Source organism: Picosynechococcus sp. PCC 7003 (assembly GCF_001693255.1).
Taxonomy (GTDB): Bacteria; Cyanobacteriota; Cyanobacteriia; order Cyanobacteriales; family MRBY01; genus MRBY01.
Genome location: NZ_CP016474.1, coordinates 2,346,483 through 2,364,813 on the forward strand (window position 1 = coordinate 2,346,483; position 18,331 = coordinate 2,364,813).

Consider the following 18,331-nt stretch of genomic DNA (forward strand, 5'->3'; position numbering starts at 1 on the left):
ATGACAGAAATCACCCTGACTGAATATAAAACCCAAGATTTTCAGCCCGAAGAAATTCCTACAAGTATCGGCAAAACTATTCATCAAAACTATAGTCAATATCTTGAAATAAAGGAACCATCTTTCCTCAGTAATAAACCTTGGCAATTAACACCGAAAGGTTATATCGGCACAATTCCCGTTACACCAGACTTTACGATTCGCATTCTGCCCAAAACAGAAATAAAATATGTTTGGCAAATGTTAGATTATGTCGAAAATCTCAACAGTTTAACAATATTTGAGCAACTCACCCATTGCGACCGTCTCGAAGATATTTGTGACTATTTAGCCCAAAAATTAGCCCAAAAAGTTCTTAGTCGTGCTAAACAAGGACTTTATCGCAGCTATCTATCCGAAAATGACCGTCTTATTGCGTCCCGTGGAAAAATTCAATGGCATCAAGCTGCTCGAAGTCCGTGGGAAATTCGCCTACCCTGTCGTTACAATACCCACACTTCTGACATTCCTGAAAATCAAATTTTGCTCTGGACATTACACCAACTCGGACGCACGCAAAACCTTTTAAAAGCAAAAACCAAAACCCAACTCCGCCAAGCACACCATGCTTTACAAGGAACTATTTCTTTAACCCCATTTACCGCTCAAGATTGTCAGAATTTCACCTATCATCGTCTTAACCAAGACTACAAAATCATTCACCAGCTTTGTAATTTTTTTCTTGAAAACCTTACCCCAAGTCATCAAACTGGCACAAGAAAAACTCTACCTTTTCTGATTAATACTGCTGTTTTATACGAAAAATTTGTGCATGCTTGGCTCAAGAAAAACTTAGAAAATAAATATTTCATCAAAGCTCAAGAAAAATATCAATTTACTGACAAAATTAATTATCAGATCGATCTTGTGCTGTATGAACGGGAAACTAAACAGGCGATCGCCGTCCTTGATACTAAATATAAAACCCCAGAAAAACCTAGTCATGCAGATTTAAATCAGATCATCCACTACGCTTTACTGAAACAAACCAAACGCGCCATCCTTATCTATCCCGAAGCTTTACCCTATGCCGTTGATCAACTCAGTGAAAATATCCGCGTACAAACCATTCCGTTTGTCTTAAATGATGTGAGTGCTACAGCAGGACAACAATTTTTGACTTGTTTATTTTCCCAAGAAAAAATCCCCCTAAATAAGGAGGATTTGGAGAAATGTCATCCTTCAGGAGAAACTACTTCACAAATTGGGGCATCATCTCTGCCGCCGTGAAAATGCCTGTTAAACCTTGCTTTTGCAGCCAAACGCCTGTTTTGAGATACCCAAAGGCAGGGCCACAAACATTGGCAGCCATGCTGGTTTCATCCCCAAGGGTAAAAGTATGGGTGGCAATCTTGCCTTCAAAGGTACGGCCCGTTAATTGCACATTGGTGCTGAGGGGTTTTTTCGGATTGCGCGTATCGACTACCCCGCCGACACTGACCTGATCACGGGAACAAATTCCAGCCAATTCCAGCATAAGATCATCGGCATGTTCCATATTTTCGAGGGAAATAATGCCATTAGTTTCATCTAACAGAGCTTCCACTTCTGCATCGCTCATGGCTCGCGCTTTTTCTACATCATAGCCAGGCATATGGGCAATATCTTCCCGGATGGTCGCCCGATAAGCTTCCCAATTGGCAATGCCTACCCCAAAGGTAATTTTAACGCTGTGCACTTCTGCATAGCTTTGGGCCGCCACTGCCGCGGCTGCCGTCAACAAACCAGGCGTCGCGCCACAACCCGTCATGTAGGTAATACCTGCATTTTTCACGTCGTCCTTAAGGGAGAGGATTTGTTCCATGGCACTGGTGCGCTTTAGGGCATCCACTAAAACCCCTTGCCAACCAGAAGCAATAAATTGCCGGGTTACATCGGCCATAAAAGTATTGGGCAAGTTCGGCAGAGCGAGGAAAAAACCATCCACTTGGGCATTGGCGATCAGATCGGCAATGCTGTTTTGACTCAAAATGCCATATTCTGGCACATGACCCACGGAACCCTGCTGGTTATAGGTGCTGATGCAGGCTTGGGTATCGAGACCCTCAGGATTATAGATATAGCCTTTATGGTCGGCAGCGGCCACGAGGCGCATTTCTGATTTTGGAGCCAGTAATCGAGCTGCAGCTTGACCGAGACCGCCAAAGCCCAGGACACCCACGCGAATAATATTACTCATAGTGATTTTCGATAAACGTCAAAATTTTGTCTGTATAGTCCAGCATAGACTGTCTATTATCGGCAGAAATGGCCTTAAATCCCACGAATTTTCTTGAAGACTTCTTCCACTGCTGGGGGCAGTTGGCGCATAATTTTGCCTTTTTCTCGGTCAACACTAACCAGGGTCACTTGACCTGTAAAGTAAAGTTCCTGTCCGTCTGGGGATTCAATGCGATAGTCCCACTCCATGCGGACGCCTTTCATTTCTTGCATGCGGGTTTTAATGATCGCGCTCATCCCCATTTTGAGAAAGCTATGGTAACGGGTTGATAGGGCGATCACGGGTAATTCACACCCCAATTGAACCAAGTCGGCGTAATCGAGGCCAATGGATTGGAGGCAGGCGATCCGGGCTTCCTCTAGCCACTTAATGTAAGTGCCGTGCCAAACGACGCCAGCATAGTCGGTGTGATGGGGATAAACCGTAATTGGATAGTCAAACCAGGGTTCACTGGTAGCATGTAAAGCTGGGGAACGGGCGATCGCCGTTGTGGGGAGTTCTTCTTGTTTAGGGGCAACCATAAAATATCAATCCTTCTTCCTAAGCACACAGCATCAAAAATTTCAAAGGGTCTGACCCCGTTGGAGACGTTTCATATGGTTAAACAATCGCCAGGAATAGTCACGGGAAAGGCCGGCGGTCATTGCGCCCCGCATCACAATATAAAAATACCAATCGTCTGGCGGGACTTCCTGGGGCGTTTTATTCACAACGACATAGGTGCGCACCGACTGGAACCGCTGGCCTTGGCATTCAACGGTAACCTGGGTTTGGCGATAACCGTTGGTGGGGACTTCCTCCCGCAGATCGAGCTTTTCACTGACTCGCCAGGGCAAATGGTAAAGGACGCCTTCTACATGACTGCCTTCGTGGGGCACCACATCCAAAACACCGCAGCTCTTGCGTTTGGGCGAAAGACGATTAAACGCCAACCGATAATCCTGCAGAATACCCCGGCCAACAACAAATTGGTGGGCATCTTCCTCGATGGTACGAGCTAAATCCACAGGACACATACAAGACCCATAGGCGAAATAATAAAAAGCCCTGTCTGTGTGGGTGATGGTGCGGGGCTGGGAAGCTGTGTGGGTTTGGAAAGGGGGCGCAGAAGGGTCAAAGGACATGGGCCGCTACCTCAAGGGAATAAAAGCCTGGGGTTTACGCTACAGGGGTTTAGCCGGGAGGCCAAGCCAGGGGGCGATCGCCGAGGAGATGCAGATGGAGATGGAACACCGTTTGGCCCCCATCCTCACCCGTATTAATGACGACACGATAGCCTTTGTCGAGGTTTTCCTGGTGGGCAATCTTTTTAACCGTTAATAATAAATGACCCAAAAGCGCTTGATCTGTATCATCAGCCGCTGTCAGCATTGAAATTGGCTTTTTGGGAATCACCAAGATATGCACAGGGGCTTGGGGGTTGACATCACGGAAAGCCAGGACTAGGTCGTCCTCATAGACAATATCCGCCGGAATCTCTCGCCGAATAATTTTGCCAAAAATCGTATCGCTCATGGGCTATAGCCTAGTGAAAGTCTCTGGGGAGTTATTTTATCGGGTTGCTCGCCTGGGACGCTTGAGTATTAAGTTCAGTGAAGCAAATCCCCGCTACTGCAAACAAACCGAAAAAGATATTAAGATTCTTGCTTAATGCGAAAAAGCACAGTAGGATATGGGCCTTAACCTGATCTATTTTACTTTTTCGTTCACCACCAATCTTAGTAGACCCCCTAGATTAACCGATGAAATGCACTCCTTTCGTATCCTAACCAATCTGGGGTTGCAAAAACAGAAACAGCACACCACGAGAGAAAAACACTCCCTATAATCGGGGAAACTTATTTATAAAGTCTGGAGTATTGATAATGCAGATCGTGGATCACGTTTCTTGATTGAACTCCTAGATCTCTCGGTAGCCCCCCTCCTTGTGATCTCTACTACAGACTGATCAAAAATCCACCCTTAGGATAATGTTTGTTTGTCTCAAAGCCCTTTAGGATAGTTTCGATTTTCTCCTCACCCCAGTAAACGCATATCCTCCTCTCCCTTACCGCTAAGTATCTAGTGAAATTTCCATAAGTTATGGAGCGCAAAACCCTATATGACGCCGATCACCTACTCAAAATTTATTCACTTTCTGCAAGAAGAACTGGCTATTCCTGGGGAATCCATTTCTGTGATGGAACGCCATCGGAGTAATACATCTGCCCATCATCCCCTACCCATGGTGCTGTGGCAGTATGGCCTGGTGACCCTGGAGCAGTTAGACCGCATTTATGAATGGCTTGAGACAGCCTAAAAGAACTTAAAGCTCGATTATTGGCTCGACACAATCGCAACGGATGGTGCTTGGTACAGGTTCTCGGAATAATGGGGCCTGCTTTTTAGTAGCGCGGATTCTGGAGGGACCGCTGTTTCAATTTTGTAACGGCCCAGGGCAGCGGCGGTTAACTGTGGTTAAGCTAGGGGCAAATTGGGTTGAGAATTTCAGAGCCTATGCTTACTGCGCAATCGACATCGTCGCCACCCGTTGACCAAATGGCGATCGCCACCTTTAATTTGACAAAACAGTTTGACCGACAGGTGGCTGTGAGTGATGTGGAACTCCAGGTACAGCCGGGGGAAGTGTATGGCTTGATCGGCCCTAATGGTGCCGGGAAAACCACATTAATTCGCATGTTGGCTACGGCGGAGGAACCCACCCTCGGCGAAATTTATATCCATGGCGATCGCCTCCTGCGGGACGACAGTAACCCCCACCTCAAGCAGCGCCTTGGCTATCTACCCGATGATTTTCCCCTCTATGATGACCTCAATGTTTGGGATTATTTAGACTACTTTGCGCGTCTTTATAACCTCCATCAGCCCCGTCGCCGACGTCGTTTGAGTGAAGTCCTAGAGCTGGTGCAACTCACCCACAAACGGAATGACAAAATCGCCACCCTTTCCCGGGGGATGAAACAACGCCTCAGCCTTGCCCGTACCATTATTCACGAACCCCTGTTATTACTCCTGGATGAGCCGGTTTCCGGTTTAGACCCCATTGCGCGGATGCAGTTTCGCGAAATTATTAAGGTGCTCCAGGAAGCTGGCATGACGATCCTTATCTCTTCCCATGTCCTCAGTGATTTGGCAGAACTCTGTTCTTCTGTGGGCATTATGGAATTGGGCTATCTCGTCGAAAGTACCTCCCTAGAGGATTTGTACCAGCGGCTCTCCCGGCAATACCTAGTGGTCAGCACCTTGGATAACTTGGACGGACTGGTGGCAGAACTGAAACAGCAGCCCCTCGTTCGCGCTTGGGAAACCTGCGCCCCCAATCGTTTGCAAGTAGAATTTGCGGGAACCCCCGCAGAGAGCACGGCTCTGTTAAAGGATCTGATTGCGGCGGGCATTGCAGTGTCTGAGTTTTATGGCAAAACAGAGGATCTAGAAAGCATTTTCCTGAAACTGGGTCACCAGCAAACAACCTAGCAGTGGTTGCTTGAATTTATATTTGCCCACATTTTTTAATTGTTGTTTATTGATCCCCATCCCCAAAACATCATGGTTTTTCATCAATGGCTAGACCGCATCGGTGACTGGAATCCACAACTTTTTCGAGAGTTGAAAGGCCGACTGTCTAAAAAAGCTCTCAGCTTGGTGGCGATCGCCGCTTTTCTCGCCCAAGGAACGTTTTACCTCAGCCTGAGAATGACCCTCCCCAGTGCTGGGATTACCACCACCAACGATTATTGTATTGGTCAGGCACCGGCGGACTTTGATCCCAATAGCCATTTGATCCACAACCAAAACTTCTGTGTGATTGATGCGGCGGGAAATTTGAACCTAAACTGGCCCCTGTGGTGGACGAACCTGTTTATGACCCTCAGTGTGGTGGGATTTTTTGTCGCCTTGTTGGGGGGCGTTTACCTGTTGATTCAAGATTTAGGCAAAGAGCAAAAGGCGGGCACTTTGAACTTTGTCAAACTCAGCCCTCAATCAGCCCAGGCGATCGCCATTGGCAAGATTTTAGGTGTGCCGAGTTTAATTTATGTCGGCTTGGCGTTGGTTTTCCCCTTACACTTTTGGGCTGGGCTCAGGGGAGGCATTCCTTTACCGTTGATTTTTCTCTTCTACGGGGTGATCACGGCCAGTTACGGCTTTTTCTATAGTGGTGCGGCGCTGTATAGTCTGGTGAATCCGACCCAACCGGCCCTGAAAGCTTGGTTAGCAACGGGGGGACTTTTTTACTTAATGATGGGGAGCACGACGTTTCTCCTCCAGGAAAATAGCCATGTCGGCAATCTCATGGACGGTATTAATCTATTTAATCCGTTGCATATGTTGGTGTACTTGGGTCAAGCCAGTGCCGCTTCGGAGCAATTGCCCACCTTTAACTATGACAGCCTCGCCGATGTTTCTTTTTTTCGGGTTTATCTTTGGCAGCATGGGGCGATCGCCGGTTTGATTTATCTGCTGCTTTACGGGGTGGGGATCTACTGGTTTCTCCAAGCGTTTCGCCGGAAATTTCATTATCTCAATGGCACCCTCCTCAGCAAGAAACAAAGCTATGGCCTAACGGCATTGCTCACTATTTTCGGTCTTGGTTTCACAGTGCAACTTCCCCTGGGGGCGATCGCCGACCACAACGACTGGCTGTTTAATTTTCTGCTGCTTTCCCTGGCCGGTAGTTGCTACTTATTCGCTCTGATGGCCGTGCTTTCGCCGTCATTCCAGTCCCTCCAAGATTGGAGCCGCTACCAAAAAGGGCAATGGCAGGATTGGCTGTTTGGGGAACGCAGCCCCGCCATTGGCGCAGTGATGGTCAATGTGGGCATTGTCACCGGGACGATCGCCTTGGCTGTGGTTGTCGTTGTGGCCTCCCCCTACAAAATCTCCTTTGCGCTTGGGGTAGTGATGCAGGGTTTAATGGTTCTCCTGCTCTGTGTTGCGGCCCAGCGGATACTCCTGAAAAAAGGCAGGCGGCAAGGCGTCGGTGCAACGATTTTCGTCACCAGTGGCGTGATCTTGCCCTTCATTTTCCTCGGCATTAATGGCGTTAACCCAGAATTGCAGTCGGCCCCTTGGTTCTGGACAATTCTCCCGATGGTCGCCACGGAAAACGCCAGTTTAGCGAGCATTTTGCTCACTATTTTGGGCCAAATGGGGGCGATCGCCGTGCTGCATCGGGTTGTGGGTCGCCGGATTCAGCAGCTTGGCGCCTCAGAGCTAAAGCAGACCCTGACCCCAGCCAGTTAACCCCTGAAGTCCCCTAAATCTCGTCAGTCGGCAATGGCTCCCCATCTTTATAGATCCGTAATCCCAGGTATCAACCATGGATAAAATCCTTAACGCCCTCGGTGATTGGAATCCCCAACTCTTTCGGGAATTAAAAGGCCGCTTCAGCCGCAAAAATGTGGCGATCGCCTTTAGTGTTGCTTGCTTTAGCCAATTCCTGTTGTACCTCTTTTACCTGGGGGAATTGCCCAATACTTTGGTTAATGAGCCCTACAACCGTTACTGCACTGGCCCCCAAGATGACTATTGGCGGTCTACCTATCAATGTTTAAGGGATGGCAACGACTGGCTGCTCAACTGGCAACTGTGGCATTTTGATGTGTTTGTGGCTCTGACCCTGGTGGGCTTGGGAATTCTCTTAGTGGTTGGTACCCATTTAATTGGGGCCGATATCGCGAAGGAAGAACAACGGGGAACCCTGGGCTTTGTGCGTCTCAGCCCCCAACCCGTCTCAAAAATTTTGCTGGGGAAGCTGTTGGGAGTGCCCAGCCTCATTTACATTGGCCTAGCTTTTGTCCTGCCCTGGCACCTGTGGTTGGGTTTTCAAGGTGGTATTTCTCTAGGTTGGCTAATGCTGCTTTATGGGGTGGCGATCGCCTCTAGTTTAACCATCTTTATGGGGGCGGTTCTATGGAGTTTGGTGGGCAGTGAACTGTTGGGGGGCTTTCACACCTGGCTCTATAGTGGTGGCCTCGGTCTCTATCTTTTTGGAATGTCTGTGGCTTGTTTTGAGGATAATTTTCCCAGCGATACTCCCTTTGATTGGGTGCGGGTATTCTATCCGGGCAATATTTTCTATTATCTCGTCGATCAGAATTCCCTCGCCCCGGAAACCATTGGTTATTTTTTGCCCCACAACTGGTTTCTGACCCAATGGTATGGCTCTTCCCTTTGGGTGATCGGGCTGGGCAGCCTTGGGTTTATGGCGATCCATTATGTCCTCCTAGAAGCCTTGGCTTGGCAAGGTATTCGGCGGCGTTTTTATGATCCCCAGGCCACGATTATCACGAAAACCATGGGTTGTGGCGTTGCCATTAGCAGCACGATTTTCATGACGGGGTTTGTTTGGGCTGGCGATCGCCCCGAACGTCTTTTTGCCAATTTTCAAACCCTACAAGGCTTCTATTGGGTGGTGATGTTGGGGTTAATTCTGTTGTTAACGCCGACCCGGCAGCGGGTACAAGATTGGGCGAGATTTCGGCACCAGGATGTTGCTCGCCGACGGTTTAAATGGGCCTTTTTCAAGGATGATCGCTCTCCGGCCCTAGGGGCGATCGCCTTGATGTTGCTCCTTACCACGGGCTATCAAATGGCCATTGTTCTCTTGTCCCCGATGCCCAGTCAAAAACTGCTGGTGATCACGGCTTTAGGACTCCAGGGAAGTTGCCTTTTCCTCCTCGGAATTTTGACCCAATGGATTTTTCTCCGTCGTCAAAAACGCGCCATTTGGTTTGGTGTTGCCATCATCGGGCCTAGTATTGTTCCTTTTATCCTGTTTATGGTCTTCCATGGTCGCTTTACCTTGCCCATTACCCTCGGCCTCTTTTCGGCGTTTCCCCTCGGTGCCGTTGCCATGGCGGTGCCCAGTATGGTGATCTGGAGTGCGATCGCCCAGTGGGGGGTGATTCTCGGCTGTCTTTGGGGACTGCAACAACAGATCCAACGCCTCGGACAATCCGACCTGAAAACTTTTCAGCCGACCCCTACCGAATGATCTAAAACATGTTATTCTTGTATTCCTGTATGGGCACGTGGCTCAGTGGATAGAGCATCAGATTCCGGTTCTGAGGGTCGGGGGTTCGAATCCCTCCGTGCTCGTGAAAAAAAAGAAAAAATCCCAACGACTTGTCTTCCGTAAGGTACAGGTCGTTTTTTTTAGGCCTCCCAGGTCTGGGGGAAATTGATATACTGAGGGTCAATCCGCTACTGTGCACCTTTTTTTTCAATTTGTATGGCTGAACCAATTCCGCCGATCACCTTACCACCGATTACCGATCCGGCCATTGAAGGACAATGGTTAGAAAAATCTCTGCAGCATTGGCTTGATACGGAGTTTTTACCGGAACCAGCCAACGAAAAAATTGCCAATCGCGCCCGGGAAATTTATGTGCGTCAACGCCTCGAAGGGGAAAATGACCTTGGTTCCCTCGTGATTGCCATCGTCACAGAAATGCGATCATTTAACTTTAAAGAATCGTTTTACGGCGAATTTGCGGTGGCCAATGCCGTGAGTGATTTGATCCTCGATAGCCTAGGCATTGACCGCTGCTGTGGTAACTAAAGCTTCAGCGAATCTAAGCTGGGATATCAAACAGCACTTGGCTCATGTAGCGCTCGGCCCAGTCGGGATTAAAGGCTTTTTCTAAAACACGGCGCGTTTTGTCATTACGCTGCTGTTCTTGGCAATAGTGCCGTTGTCCTGCCAGATAAATAGCCTGCTCAGCGGGAGAAAGCTTTTCTAAACCCAGGGCCAACTGACAATGAATTGTTAAAAATTCTCGCACCCGTTCCAAAAACTGCTGTTCTTCGCTGGGATTGGTGGGGCGAATAAAGAGGCAAAATTCCGAAAAAATTGCGCCCCATTCTGGGAGATCACGGGGCTGGGAAAAGTTGAGATTTCCTTGGTTCTGGCGTAGGCGTGTTTGGTAAGCCGCAGACAAGGTTTTATCGGCACTGGTCGGGGATAAATCGGCGATCGCCGCACTCACGCCGCGAGGATTACCGACTAAATCACAGCCAAACATCGGTAGGGCATACTCAGCACGGGGAAACATCACACAATGGAGAATATCGAGGTTTTCGCCCACTTTAGCCATTTCCAGGTGCATTTTGCGGAAGTGCTGGCTCTGGTAGCAGGTATTTTCGATGGTGAGCCGTTCCCCCTCTAATTTGCCTTCGATATAACCCAGGCCCTCCGGCAGGGTAAAGGGTTCTAGATCTAAGTGTTGATGCCAGGTTTCGAGGATGACACCAGCGAGCTGTTCGATGAGGGGATAAAATTTTGGCTTGGTTGCAGGGGCAGTCATGGGCGAAAAAGAAATCTTTAAAAAGGGGTTTAAAACAATTTTCTAGGTCCCTTAGGTAACGCGAGTGGATGACCCAGACCCAGAATTTAGAACCAAAGATATACTGGAACCGCCGCAAATGCGGCACAATTGTCCCATAAATTAATGTTTGTGAGGGGTACGCCCATGTTCGGCTTAGGTTGGCCTGAAGTGTTGATTATTTTAGGGGTGGTGGTATTGATTTTTGGCCCCAAGAAAATCCCGGAAGTGGGCAGTGCCTTGGGGAAAACCCTGCGGGGCTTTAAAGAGGAAATGGAGACTCCGGAGACGGAAGATGATTATCTTGACTCCGATCAACGTTAGATTCGGTTACTTGGGGTTGGCGAAATTTTTTAGTTCACCATGATTGAAGTTGAGCAGCTTGGCAAAACCTACGGCCAGACAGAGGCGATCGCCGATCTCAGTTTTCGGGTAGAAACAGGGGAAATTGTCGGTTTCTTGGGGCCAAACGGTGCGGGGAAAACCACGACCCTCCGCATCCTCAGTGCCTATCTGCCCGCGACGACGGGAACGGCGAAAATTGCTGGCTATGATGTTCACACAGAATCCATGGCGGTGCGGCGGCACCTGGGATATCTCCCGGAAAATCCGCCCCTCTATCCCAATATGACCGTGGCTGGCTACCTCAATTTTGTGGCACAACTCAAGGGGGTCAGCGCTGGCGATCTCCCCCACAAAATCCGAGCCGCCCTCACCCAGTGCCAGTTACAACCCAAAGCCAAACATTACATTCGTAACCTGTCTAAGGGCTATCGGCAACGGGTCGGCATTGCCCAGGCGATCGTCCATGATCCCCCGGTGATTATTCTCGATGAGCCCACCGTTGGTTTAGATCCTGCCCAGATGATCGAAGTGCGCCACCTGATTAAATCTTTAGGCGGCGATCGCACTATTTTGCTATCAACCCATCTCCTCTCAGAAGTTAGCCTCACCTGTGACCGGGTAGTGATGATTAACCAAGGCCACCTCGTCGCCACCGATACCCCCCAGAACCTCCAAAACCATTTCCTGAATTACCACGGCTATGAACTAGAGACCGACGGCGAACTGGCGCAAATCCAACGCCTCCTTGATCCCTTAGCGGGCGTCATACACATTGAATCTTTAGCACCAACAAATCCCCGCCGTCCCCGCTTTCGACTCACCACTGAAGATAATCCCGAATGGGGCAAAGAAATTGCAAAAATCCTTGTCAACGCGGGGGTGGGCCTCTATGAAATGCAGCGACTACGCCCCAGCCTTGAGGATGTTTTTTTAGAATTATTGAATGCCGAGGCGAACGATCCCCTGTCTGAACAACTCCATGCTAATGCTGAATAATATTGTGGCGATTTTTCGTCGGGAATTACAGAGCTACTTCACGGCACCCCTCGCCTACATTTTTGCGACGTTGTTGTGGTTTTTGGGAGGATTTTTTTTCTTGACACTCCTAATTGGCCCCCAGGGGATTGTCACCTTTGTCTCTACCCAAGAACAGATGGGCGTTGCCTTACCCCCCATTGATGTAGCGACGGAATTTCTCCAGGCTTTTTGGGGAATTTTGGGTATTTTAGTGTTGTTTCTTTTGCCATTACTCTCCATGGGCCTCTATGCCGAAGAACGTAAACAGGGCACCCTAGAACTTTTAGCGACTTCCCCCGTGACGAACTGGGCGGTGGCAGTGGGCAAATTGTTGGGAGTCGTAACGTTTTTTTCGGTGTTATTCCTGCCTATGGTGCTGTGGGAACTGATTGTCTTAGCCAATGCGGCCCCGACCTTTCCCCTCAGTCTCTTTCTCTTAGCGCATCTGGGCTTATTGCTACTGGTAGCCGCTATTTTGTCTTTGGGGATGTTTGTGTCGTCTTTAACGGATAGTTCTCTGATTGCGGCGGTCTTGACCTTTACCCTGGTTCTAATGTTGTGGCTGGTAGATATACTGGGCGATCGCCTGTCGGGGCCATTGGGAGATGGTCTCAAACACCTCTCTTTACTGAAACATTACAACAATTTCCTCGAGGGCATTTTCGATAGCAGTAGTCTTGTCTTGCTCCTCAGCTATAGCGTTTTGGGGGTTGTCCTCACGGCCCAATCCATTGAAGCTTTGCGCTGGGCACGGCGTTAATGGTTTCTTGATATTTTCAACAGAGCATCATGTTTCCACAGCAACGGTTTTCACGATATTTCATCTGGTTGGGACTGGCCCTGGTGGTCGCGGGCGCTGTCGTCCTGGGGGCTACTGGAGAAGGCTTCGCCTATGGCTTGATTTTTATTGGTTTATTGCTATTAGGATGGGGGATCAGAAATTTTTCGGGTCTGGGAATGGGGCTGCAACAGTTCTGGAGTAGGCGATCTACCCGGATGGGCACAAATGGGATTGTGGGGGCGATCGCCATTTTGCTGATTTTTTGTCTGACGAATTTTTTAGCTGTCCAGCTCCCCCTCCGCATTGACCTCACAGAAAACCAAATCCACACCCTCTCTAGCCAAACCCAAGGGGTACTGCAAAATTTATCTCAACCTCTAACCCTTTGGCTTTTCCAGGAAACAGACGATGCGAATTTAAAGCCTTTTTTAGACAATTATCAACGGCTCAATCCCAATAATTTTCGCTACGTTTTTGTTGATCCAGACCGTAATCTTGAGGCAGTACAGCGATTTCAGGTCAAGAGTCGCGGCGAAGTTCACCTTGAGTATGGCGATAAAACCCAACTGCTGAAAGTCCTAGCCCAGGGGGAACCCCTCACAGAAAGTCAACTGACCAATGGCATTCTGCAAATCCAAGGCGATCGCCAACCCCATTTATATATCCTCCAAGGCCACGGTGAACCGCCCCTTGACCAAATCCCAGGAGGGCTGGGGCAAATGACCCAACTGTTGACCACCCAAGGTTATGTAGTCTCGCCTCTGAATCTCACCCAAACCCCCGCAGTCCCCCCAGACGCCGATCTGATTGCCGTGATTGGCCCCCAAACGCCATTTCTCCCAGGGGAAGTCACCCTCTTGGAAACCGCCCTCGCCAATAACCATGGTCTCCTTCTTCTCCTTGATCCCCAAACGGATCCCCAGCTAGATTCGCTCCTGGGTCAGTGGGGCCTCAGCCTCGACCAACGGCTGATCCTCGACCAAGTGAACCGGGCTGATTTCCTCGGTTTAGGGCAAACGACCCTCGTCCTCGATCAATATGGCGACCACCCCATCACCACTGCTCTCGCTGGCCAGAACTCCATTTATCAAGCGGTGCGCCCCATCTCCATCGACACAAAAGAGGCGATCGCCGCCACCGCAATTCTCAGTACCGATGATCAAACCTGGGCCGAAAGCCAGCCCGAAATTGCCAATCCCACCTTTGACCCCCCAGGCGATCGCCCCGGCCCCCTTAGCTTTGGCTGGGCCCTGGAAAAAATAAATCCCCAAGTTACAATGGAGGCAACTCGCCTTGTGGCAATTGGGAACATGACCTTCGTGACCAATGGTTGGCTAGAACAATATCTAAATAGTGACCTCTTACTCAATACCGTAAATTGGCTTGCCCAGACGAAAGACGCTCCCCTGGCAATCCAACCGAGAACGCCCCAAGAGCGACGCCTAAATCTCCGCCGTTGGCAAATTGCAACCCTCGCCTGGTTAGCGCCAATCCTCTTTCCCCTAGGGGGGTTAGGCGGTGCAATCTTTTGTCTTTGGCGACGTCGTTAGAAAAATATGTGAGATGACTGATAAATTTCAGTAAACTTTGAGAAAACTACATTAAAACATTATTAATTTTTGGGAATGATAGTCTAAATTGCAGAAAGTGATATTATCGATTTGCATTCCCCCGTACAGACACCCACAATAGAGGAAAGAATTCATCATGGCGAACGCACCTGTATCCCCAGTGGTGCTCGTAATCTTAGATGGCTGGGGCTACCGTCAAGAAGCTAACGCAAATGCCATTGCGGCTGCCAATACACCAAATGTCGATGCCTTTTTCGCTACATATCCTTCGACATTAATCCACACCTCTGGAAAAAGGGTGGGGCTGCCAGACGGCCAAATGGGGAATTCTGAAGTCGGTCACTTAAATCTTGGGGCAGGACGTGTCGTCCCCCAGGAACTGGTGCGTATTTCCGATGCCATTGAAGACGGCTCCTTTCTCCGTAACGACGTCCTCGTTAAAGTTTGTCGAGAAACGCGCCAAGCTGGGAAAAAATTACACCTCATTGGTCTTTGTTCAGACGGTGGTGTCCACTCCCATATCAACCACCTCCTGGGTTTATTAGATCTAGCCAAGGTTAACGGCATCGCTGATGTTCATATCCACGCCATTACCGATGGGCGCGACACCAATACCACCGAAGGCATTAACTATCTCCAACAGATCCAAGCCCACATCGATAAATTTGGGGTCGGCTCGATCTCGACGATCAGTGGTCGCTACTTCGCCATGGATCGCGATCGCCGCTGGGACCGCGTCAAGCAAGCCTACGACGTAATGACCCAAAACGAGAACTTCGACCAACGTTCTTTTGCAGAAATTCTCCAAGACCACTACGACAACGGCGTGACCGACGAATTCATCCCGCCTGTGCGCCTCAAGGAAGGAGCCATTGAACCAGGCGATGGCGTAATTTTCTACAATTTCCGACCCGACCGCGCCCGACAACTTTCCTATGCCCTAGTAGACAAAAACTTCCAAGGGTTTGAACGGGAATTAATTCCGGATCTTAATTTCGTCACTTTTACCCAATACGATGCCAATCTTCCTGTGCACGTCGCCTTTGCGCCCCAAAATCTGACGAAAATCCTTGGGGAAGTGATCGCGGACAATGGCCTGAAGCAATTCCGCACCGCAGAAACCGAAAAATATCCCCATGTTACTTATTTTTTCAATGGTGGTTTAGAGGTTGCCTTCGAAGGAGAAGACCGAGAACTGATTTCTAGCCCCCAGGTTGCCACCTACGACCAAAAGCCAGAAATGTCTGCCGAGGCAGTGACGGATGCGGCTTGCCGAGCCATTGAAAAAGGTATTTATAGCCTGGTGGTGATTAATTACGCGAACGCCGACATGGTCGGCCACACTGGAAAACTTGAAGCGGCGGTAAAGGCCATTGAAACCGTTGATAATTGTTTAGGTCGTTTAGTGGCAACTATCGGCAAAATGGGCGGCACCACATTAATTACCGCTGACCACGGCAATGCTGAATATATGGCCGATGAAAAAGGCAAATCTTGGACAGCACACACAACCAACCCTGTGCCCTTTATCTTGATTGAAGGGGAACGCCGTAAGGTGGTGGGCCATGGTGGTGATGTGGTGTTACGGGAAAATGGCTGCTTAGCAGATGTCGCACCGACGATCCTCGATATTCTCGGCATTGACAAACCGCAAGAAATGACTGGCCAATCTCTCATTGCCCCGGCCCCCTATGCCGTGACCCGACGTCGATAAATCGGTTATCCTAAAGTTTCCCCGCTGAAATCAAACATTTATTCGTTCGTCATTGATCTATGTTGGAATCTATTTTGCAAATTGTGTGGATGGTCTCCGCCGTTGGCCTTATTCTGCTGGTCTTACTCCATAGCCCCAAGGGAGACGGTTTAGGGGGAATTGGCGGTCAGGCACAGATGTTTACCAGTACAAAAAGTGCCGAAACGGCTCTTAACCGTGCTACTTGGATTTTGTGTATTACCTTTATGAGCTTAACGGTCATCCTGAGTGCGGGTTGGTTAACACCAGTCGTTGGTCAATAGGATTCTTTTGGCTGGGTTAGACGGTATTTTTCGGACTTGGCGGCGTCATCCTTGGGGGTGGCGTTTTTGGTTTGGTCTCCTTGGGGGTTTAGCGATCGCCTTGGGTCTCCAGTGGGGCAGCTATGGTTTAGGCCCAGAATTGCTCACGCGTTTACCCCAATCCCAGACCCATCCTCTGCCAGAAACGCTCCAAGGGACGTCAGACCCGATAACTGCGGCAGAAGATTACTTCGGGGCGGTTACCCCCTCTCCCCTGGGCCATTTGATCTGGTCGGAGTTTCCGGTGAACGTTTACGTGGCCCCCCTTGATCCCGCTGCCAGTCCTGCGGCCCAACAACGTCAGCAACAATGGCAATGGGCCACCATCGCGGCGATCGCCCAGTGGCAAACTTATCTACCGTTGTTAATTCTCGAGACAGCAGATACCGCCGATATCGTGATTCAGCGCCAAGCTCCCCCAGCCCAAAGGGAGATCGACCCAGAAACAGGCAAAATTCGCTATTCTTTGGGCCGCAATGCCGAAACTCGCTACGAATTCTACATCGACGACCGAAACATTCTCCGCCACCGCATGACCATTCTGCTGAATGATCACCAAGGGGCGATCGCCACCCAAAATACCGCTTGCCATGAATTGGGTCACGCCCTTGGTATTTGGGGTCATAGCCCCAATGCTGAAGATGCGCTTTTCCCAAGACAAATGGGCACCCAAGCAAGGATCTCCGCTGCTGATATCAATACCCTCCGCAAAATCTACCAACAACCAACCCGTTTAGGCTGGCCAATGCCTCCTTTAGCCACTAAAAAACTCGCTGATCCCCAGAGCCTTAAAGAAGGTCAATAATTTTCTTTTGTGAAGTATTATGAAGCCTTTTTCTGACTTTACAGTGGGCAGATGCCTATCCTATAGTTAAAGGCTAGAGTGAATTTTGAGGCAATCTACATGGCAAAAAAGAAACGTAAGACCACTGGCAAAAATGCTGTTACCCTATCCCTTACGTCCCAAGCCATCGATCGCCTTGCAGAAATGGCTCAAAAATCCGGCTTTTCCCGGTCTGCCTTCATCGAAAACCTGATGGCGGGCACTGTTGCAATCACGGCACCGGAAGCAGAAAAGAAACTCTTGGTGTCTGTCGAAAAAGAGGCCGAAGACACGGCAAAAGTACAAGTAGACTTAGCTGAAACCGCTGCTGCCGAGACCGCACCAACGACCCCTAGCCCCGATACAGAATTAGCAGCAAAAATTGCTTCCCAAGCGAAGATCATTGCCGATCTAGAAGCCAAATTAGCAGAGGCTTCTCCTTCCCTTAAACGGCCAGTGACTCGTCCCAATACCGCCGAAAAATCGACTTCGACAACGACTAATCAATCCCAGCAAGTTGCGACCCTTGAAAAGCAAATTGCCGATCAAAAAAATCAGATTCAAGCCTTAACGAAACAATTAAACGAATCAGAAAAAAACCTCGATTCAACCAACGAAAAAAACAAGACATTACAACAAGAACTTGACCAAGGAACGGCCAAGTTTGAAAAAATTCAAGGGGAGAACAAAACCCTTGTCCAAACCCTTGAATCTCAGAAAGCAGAGATCGCTCAACTGCAGCAAAAGGGATTAGCCGCAGAAAAAACTCAAGCCGAACAGACCCAACTTCAGAAACGTCTCGCAGCCCTGCAACAAGAAACAGAAAAACTTCAACAGCAACTCCAGGCAGCCACAACTGCTGAGGCAACATTGCAAAGCCAAATTACCCAGCAGCGCCAGACGATTGCTCAACTCGAACAGGCGCTACAGTCTAGTCGAGCACAAATAGCAGCCCAAACCGACCAAGGCCAGACCCTCGCCACTTTGAAACAAGCCCATGCGGATTTGCAGCAACAATACAAATTGCAAGGTGATCGCCTCCGAGCTTTAGAAGCCCAAACTCACCAAGCGACAGGGGTTGCCAGCATCGGTGAATTTTATCTGAATCGTTGGCGTAAATACTAAAAGGCGAATTTTTTACCCTTAGATAGTCTC

At 49.2% G+C, this 18,331-nt stretch carries 20 protein-coding genes and 1 tRNA gene; 16 read left to right on the plus strand and 5 right to left on the minus strand.

From position 1 onward, the window contains the following. Entirely contained in the window at positions 1 to 1,269 is a 1,269-nt protein-coding gene (locus tag AWQ21_RS11215) for an McrC family protein (protein WP_065714612.1), read from the plus strand. Here AWQ21_RS11215 and AWQ21_RS11220 read toward each other — a convergent pair. The 4 genes from AWQ21_RS11220 to AWQ21_RS11235 all read right to left on the minus strand — a co-directional run bounded on the left by AWQ21_RS11220 (position 1,232) and on the right by AWQ21_RS11235 (position 3,775). After that, positions 1,232 to 2,218: a saccharopine dehydrogenase-like oxidoreductase gene (locus AWQ21_RS11220; RefSeq protein WP_065714613.1), complete on the minus strand. Its 987-nt coding sequence runs from the start codon at positions 2,216 to 2,218 to the stop codon at positions 1,232 to 1,234. The two genes, AWQ21_RS11215 and AWQ21_RS11220, sit on opposite strands and share 38 nt — an antisense overlap. Before the next feature lie 74 nt (positions 2,219 to 2,292). Continuing rightward, positions 2,293 to 2,781, minus strand: a complete 489-nt coding sequence (locus AWQ21_RS11225; RefSeq protein ID WP_065714614.1) for a thioesterase family protein — start codon at positions 2,779 to 2,781, stop codon at positions 2,293 to 2,295. A gap of 42 nt (positions 2,782 to 2,823) precedes the next feature. Then, on the minus strand, positions 2,824 to 3,384 hold the full coding sequence (locus tag AWQ21_RS11230; RefSeq protein WP_071932286.1) for a gamma-glutamylcyclotransferase family protein: 561 nt from the start codon (positions 3,382 to 3,384) through the stop codon (positions 2,824 to 2,826). A gap of 49 nt (positions 3,385 to 3,433) precedes the next feature. Continuing rightward, positions 3,434 to 3,775, minus strand: coding sequence for a histidine triad nucleotide-binding protein (locus AWQ21_RS11235; protein WP_065714615.1), 342 nt, complete (start codon positions 3,773 to 3,775; stop codon positions 3,434 to 3,436). Between AWQ21_RS11235 and AWQ21_RS16250 the strand changes: the two genes are divergently transcribed. From AWQ21_RS16250 to AWQ21_RS11265, 7 genes are all read left to right on the plus strand, one after another. After that, entirely contained in the window at positions 3,774 to 3,911 is a 138-nt protein-coding gene (locus tag AWQ21_RS16250; RefSeq protein WP_157094748.1) for a hypothetical protein, read from the plus strand. The two genes, AWQ21_RS11235 and AWQ21_RS16250, sit on opposite strands and share 2 nt — an antisense overlap. Before the next feature lie 450 nt (positions 3,912 to 4,361). Continuing rightward, the gene (locus tag AWQ21_RS11240) at positions 4,362 to 4,559 is read left to right on the plus strand and encodes a DUF2949 domain-containing protein (RefSeq protein ID WP_012307821.1); all 198 of its coding nucleotides are present in this window, start codon (positions 4,362 to 4,364) and stop codon (positions 4,557 to 4,559) included. A 197-nt stretch (positions 4,560 to 4,756) separates the two neighbouring features. Then, positions 4,757 to 5,734, plus strand: a complete 978-nt coding sequence (locus AWQ21_RS11245; protein ID WP_065714616.1) for an ABC transporter ATP-binding protein — start codon at positions 4,757 to 4,759, stop codon at positions 5,732 to 5,734. Between the two features lie 72 nt (positions 5,735 to 5,806). Next, a complete protein-coding gene (locus tag AWQ21_RS11250) occupies positions 5,807 to 7,501 on the plus strand; it encodes a hypothetical protein (RefSeq protein ID WP_065715323.1) in 1,695 nt (564 codons plus the stop codon). A 76-nt stretch (positions 7,502 to 7,577) separates the two neighbouring features. Continuing rightward, positions 7,578 to 9,254, plus strand: coding sequence for a hypothetical protein (locus AWQ21_RS11255; protein WP_065714617.1), 1,677 nt, complete (start codon positions 7,578 to 7,580; stop codon positions 9,252 to 9,254). A gap of 31 nt (positions 9,255 to 9,285) precedes the next feature. Continuing rightward, positions 9,286 to 9,358 (plus strand) — tRNA-Arg (locus AWQ21_RS11260). A 133-nt stretch (positions 9,359 to 9,491) separates the two neighbouring features. Further along, complete coding sequence (locus AWQ21_RS11265; RefSeq protein ID WP_012307825.1) at positions 9,492 to 9,821, plus strand: hypothetical protein; 330 nt, start codon at positions 9,492 to 9,494, stop codon at positions 9,819 to 9,821. A gap of 13 nt (positions 9,822 to 9,834) precedes the next feature. On the opposite strand, the gene AWQ21_RS11270 is transcribed toward AWQ21_RS11265, so the two are convergent. Next, the gene (locus tag AWQ21_RS11270) at positions 9,835 to 10,566 is read right to left on the minus strand and encodes a phycocyanobilin:ferredoxin oxidoreductase (RefSeq protein ID WP_065714618.1); all 732 of its coding nucleotides are present in this window, start codon (positions 10,564 to 10,566) and stop codon (positions 9,835 to 9,837) included. Positions 10,567 to 10,731: 165 nt separating this feature from the next. Between AWQ21_RS11270 and AWQ21_RS11275 the strand changes: the two genes are divergently transcribed. The 8 genes from AWQ21_RS11275 (at position 10,732) to AWQ21_RS11310 (ending at position 18,301) form a co-directional block, all read left to right on the plus strand. Next, positions 10,732 to 10,908: a twin-arginine translocase TatA/TatE family subunit gene (locus AWQ21_RS11275; protein ID WP_065715324.1), complete on the plus strand. Its 177-nt coding sequence runs from the start codon at positions 10,732 to 10,734 to the stop codon at positions 10,906 to 10,908. A gap of 39 nt (positions 10,909 to 10,947) precedes the next feature. Continuing rightward, a complete protein-coding gene (locus AWQ21_RS11280; RefSeq protein ID WP_065714619.1) occupies positions 10,948 to 11,925 on the plus strand; it encodes an ABC transporter ATP-binding protein in 978 nt (325 codons plus the stop codon). Next, a complete protein-coding gene (locus AWQ21_RS11285; RefSeq protein WP_198159728.1) occupies positions 11,915 to 12,706 on the plus strand; it encodes an ABC transporter permease in 792 nt (263 codons plus the stop codon). Before AWQ21_RS11280 ends, AWQ21_RS11285 begins: the two co-directional genes overlap by 11 nt. 29 nt (positions 12,707 to 12,735) lie before the next feature. After that, on the plus strand, positions 12,736 to 14,277 hold the full coding sequence (locus AWQ21_RS11290) for a Gldg family protein (RefSeq protein ID WP_065714621.1): 1,542 nt from the start codon (positions 12,736 to 12,738) through the stop codon (positions 14,275 to 14,277). A 157-nt stretch (positions 14,278 to 14,434) separates the two neighbouring features. Next, on the plus strand, positions 14,435 to 16,012 hold the full coding sequence (gpmI, locus tag AWQ21_RS11295) for a 2,3-bisphosphoglycerate-independent phosphoglycerate mutase (protein WP_065714622.1): 1,578 nt from the start codon (positions 14,435 to 14,437) through the stop codon (positions 16,010 to 16,012). 59 nt (positions 16,013 to 16,071) lie between these two features. Further along, the gene (gene secG, locus AWQ21_RS11300; RefSeq protein ID WP_012307832.1) at positions 16,072 to 16,314 is read left to right on the plus strand and encodes a preprotein translocase subunit SecG; all 243 of its coding nucleotides are present in this window, start codon (positions 16,072 to 16,074) and stop codon (positions 16,312 to 16,314) included. A 7-nt stretch (positions 16,315 to 16,321) separates the two neighbouring features. Next, the gene (locus AWQ21_RS11305; RefSeq protein WP_083998012.1) at positions 16,322 to 17,158 is read left to right on the plus strand and encodes a matrixin family metalloprotease; all 837 of its coding nucleotides are present in this window, start codon (positions 16,322 to 16,324) and stop codon (positions 17,156 to 17,158) included. A gap of 99 nt (positions 17,159 to 17,257) precedes the next feature. Continuing rightward, the gene (locus AWQ21_RS11310; RefSeq protein WP_065714623.1) at positions 17,258 to 18,301 is read left to right on the plus strand and encodes a hypothetical protein; all 1,044 of its coding nucleotides are present in this window, start codon (positions 17,258 to 17,260) and stop codon (positions 18,299 to 18,301) included. Positions 18,302 to 18,331 lie beyond the last annotated feature (30 nt).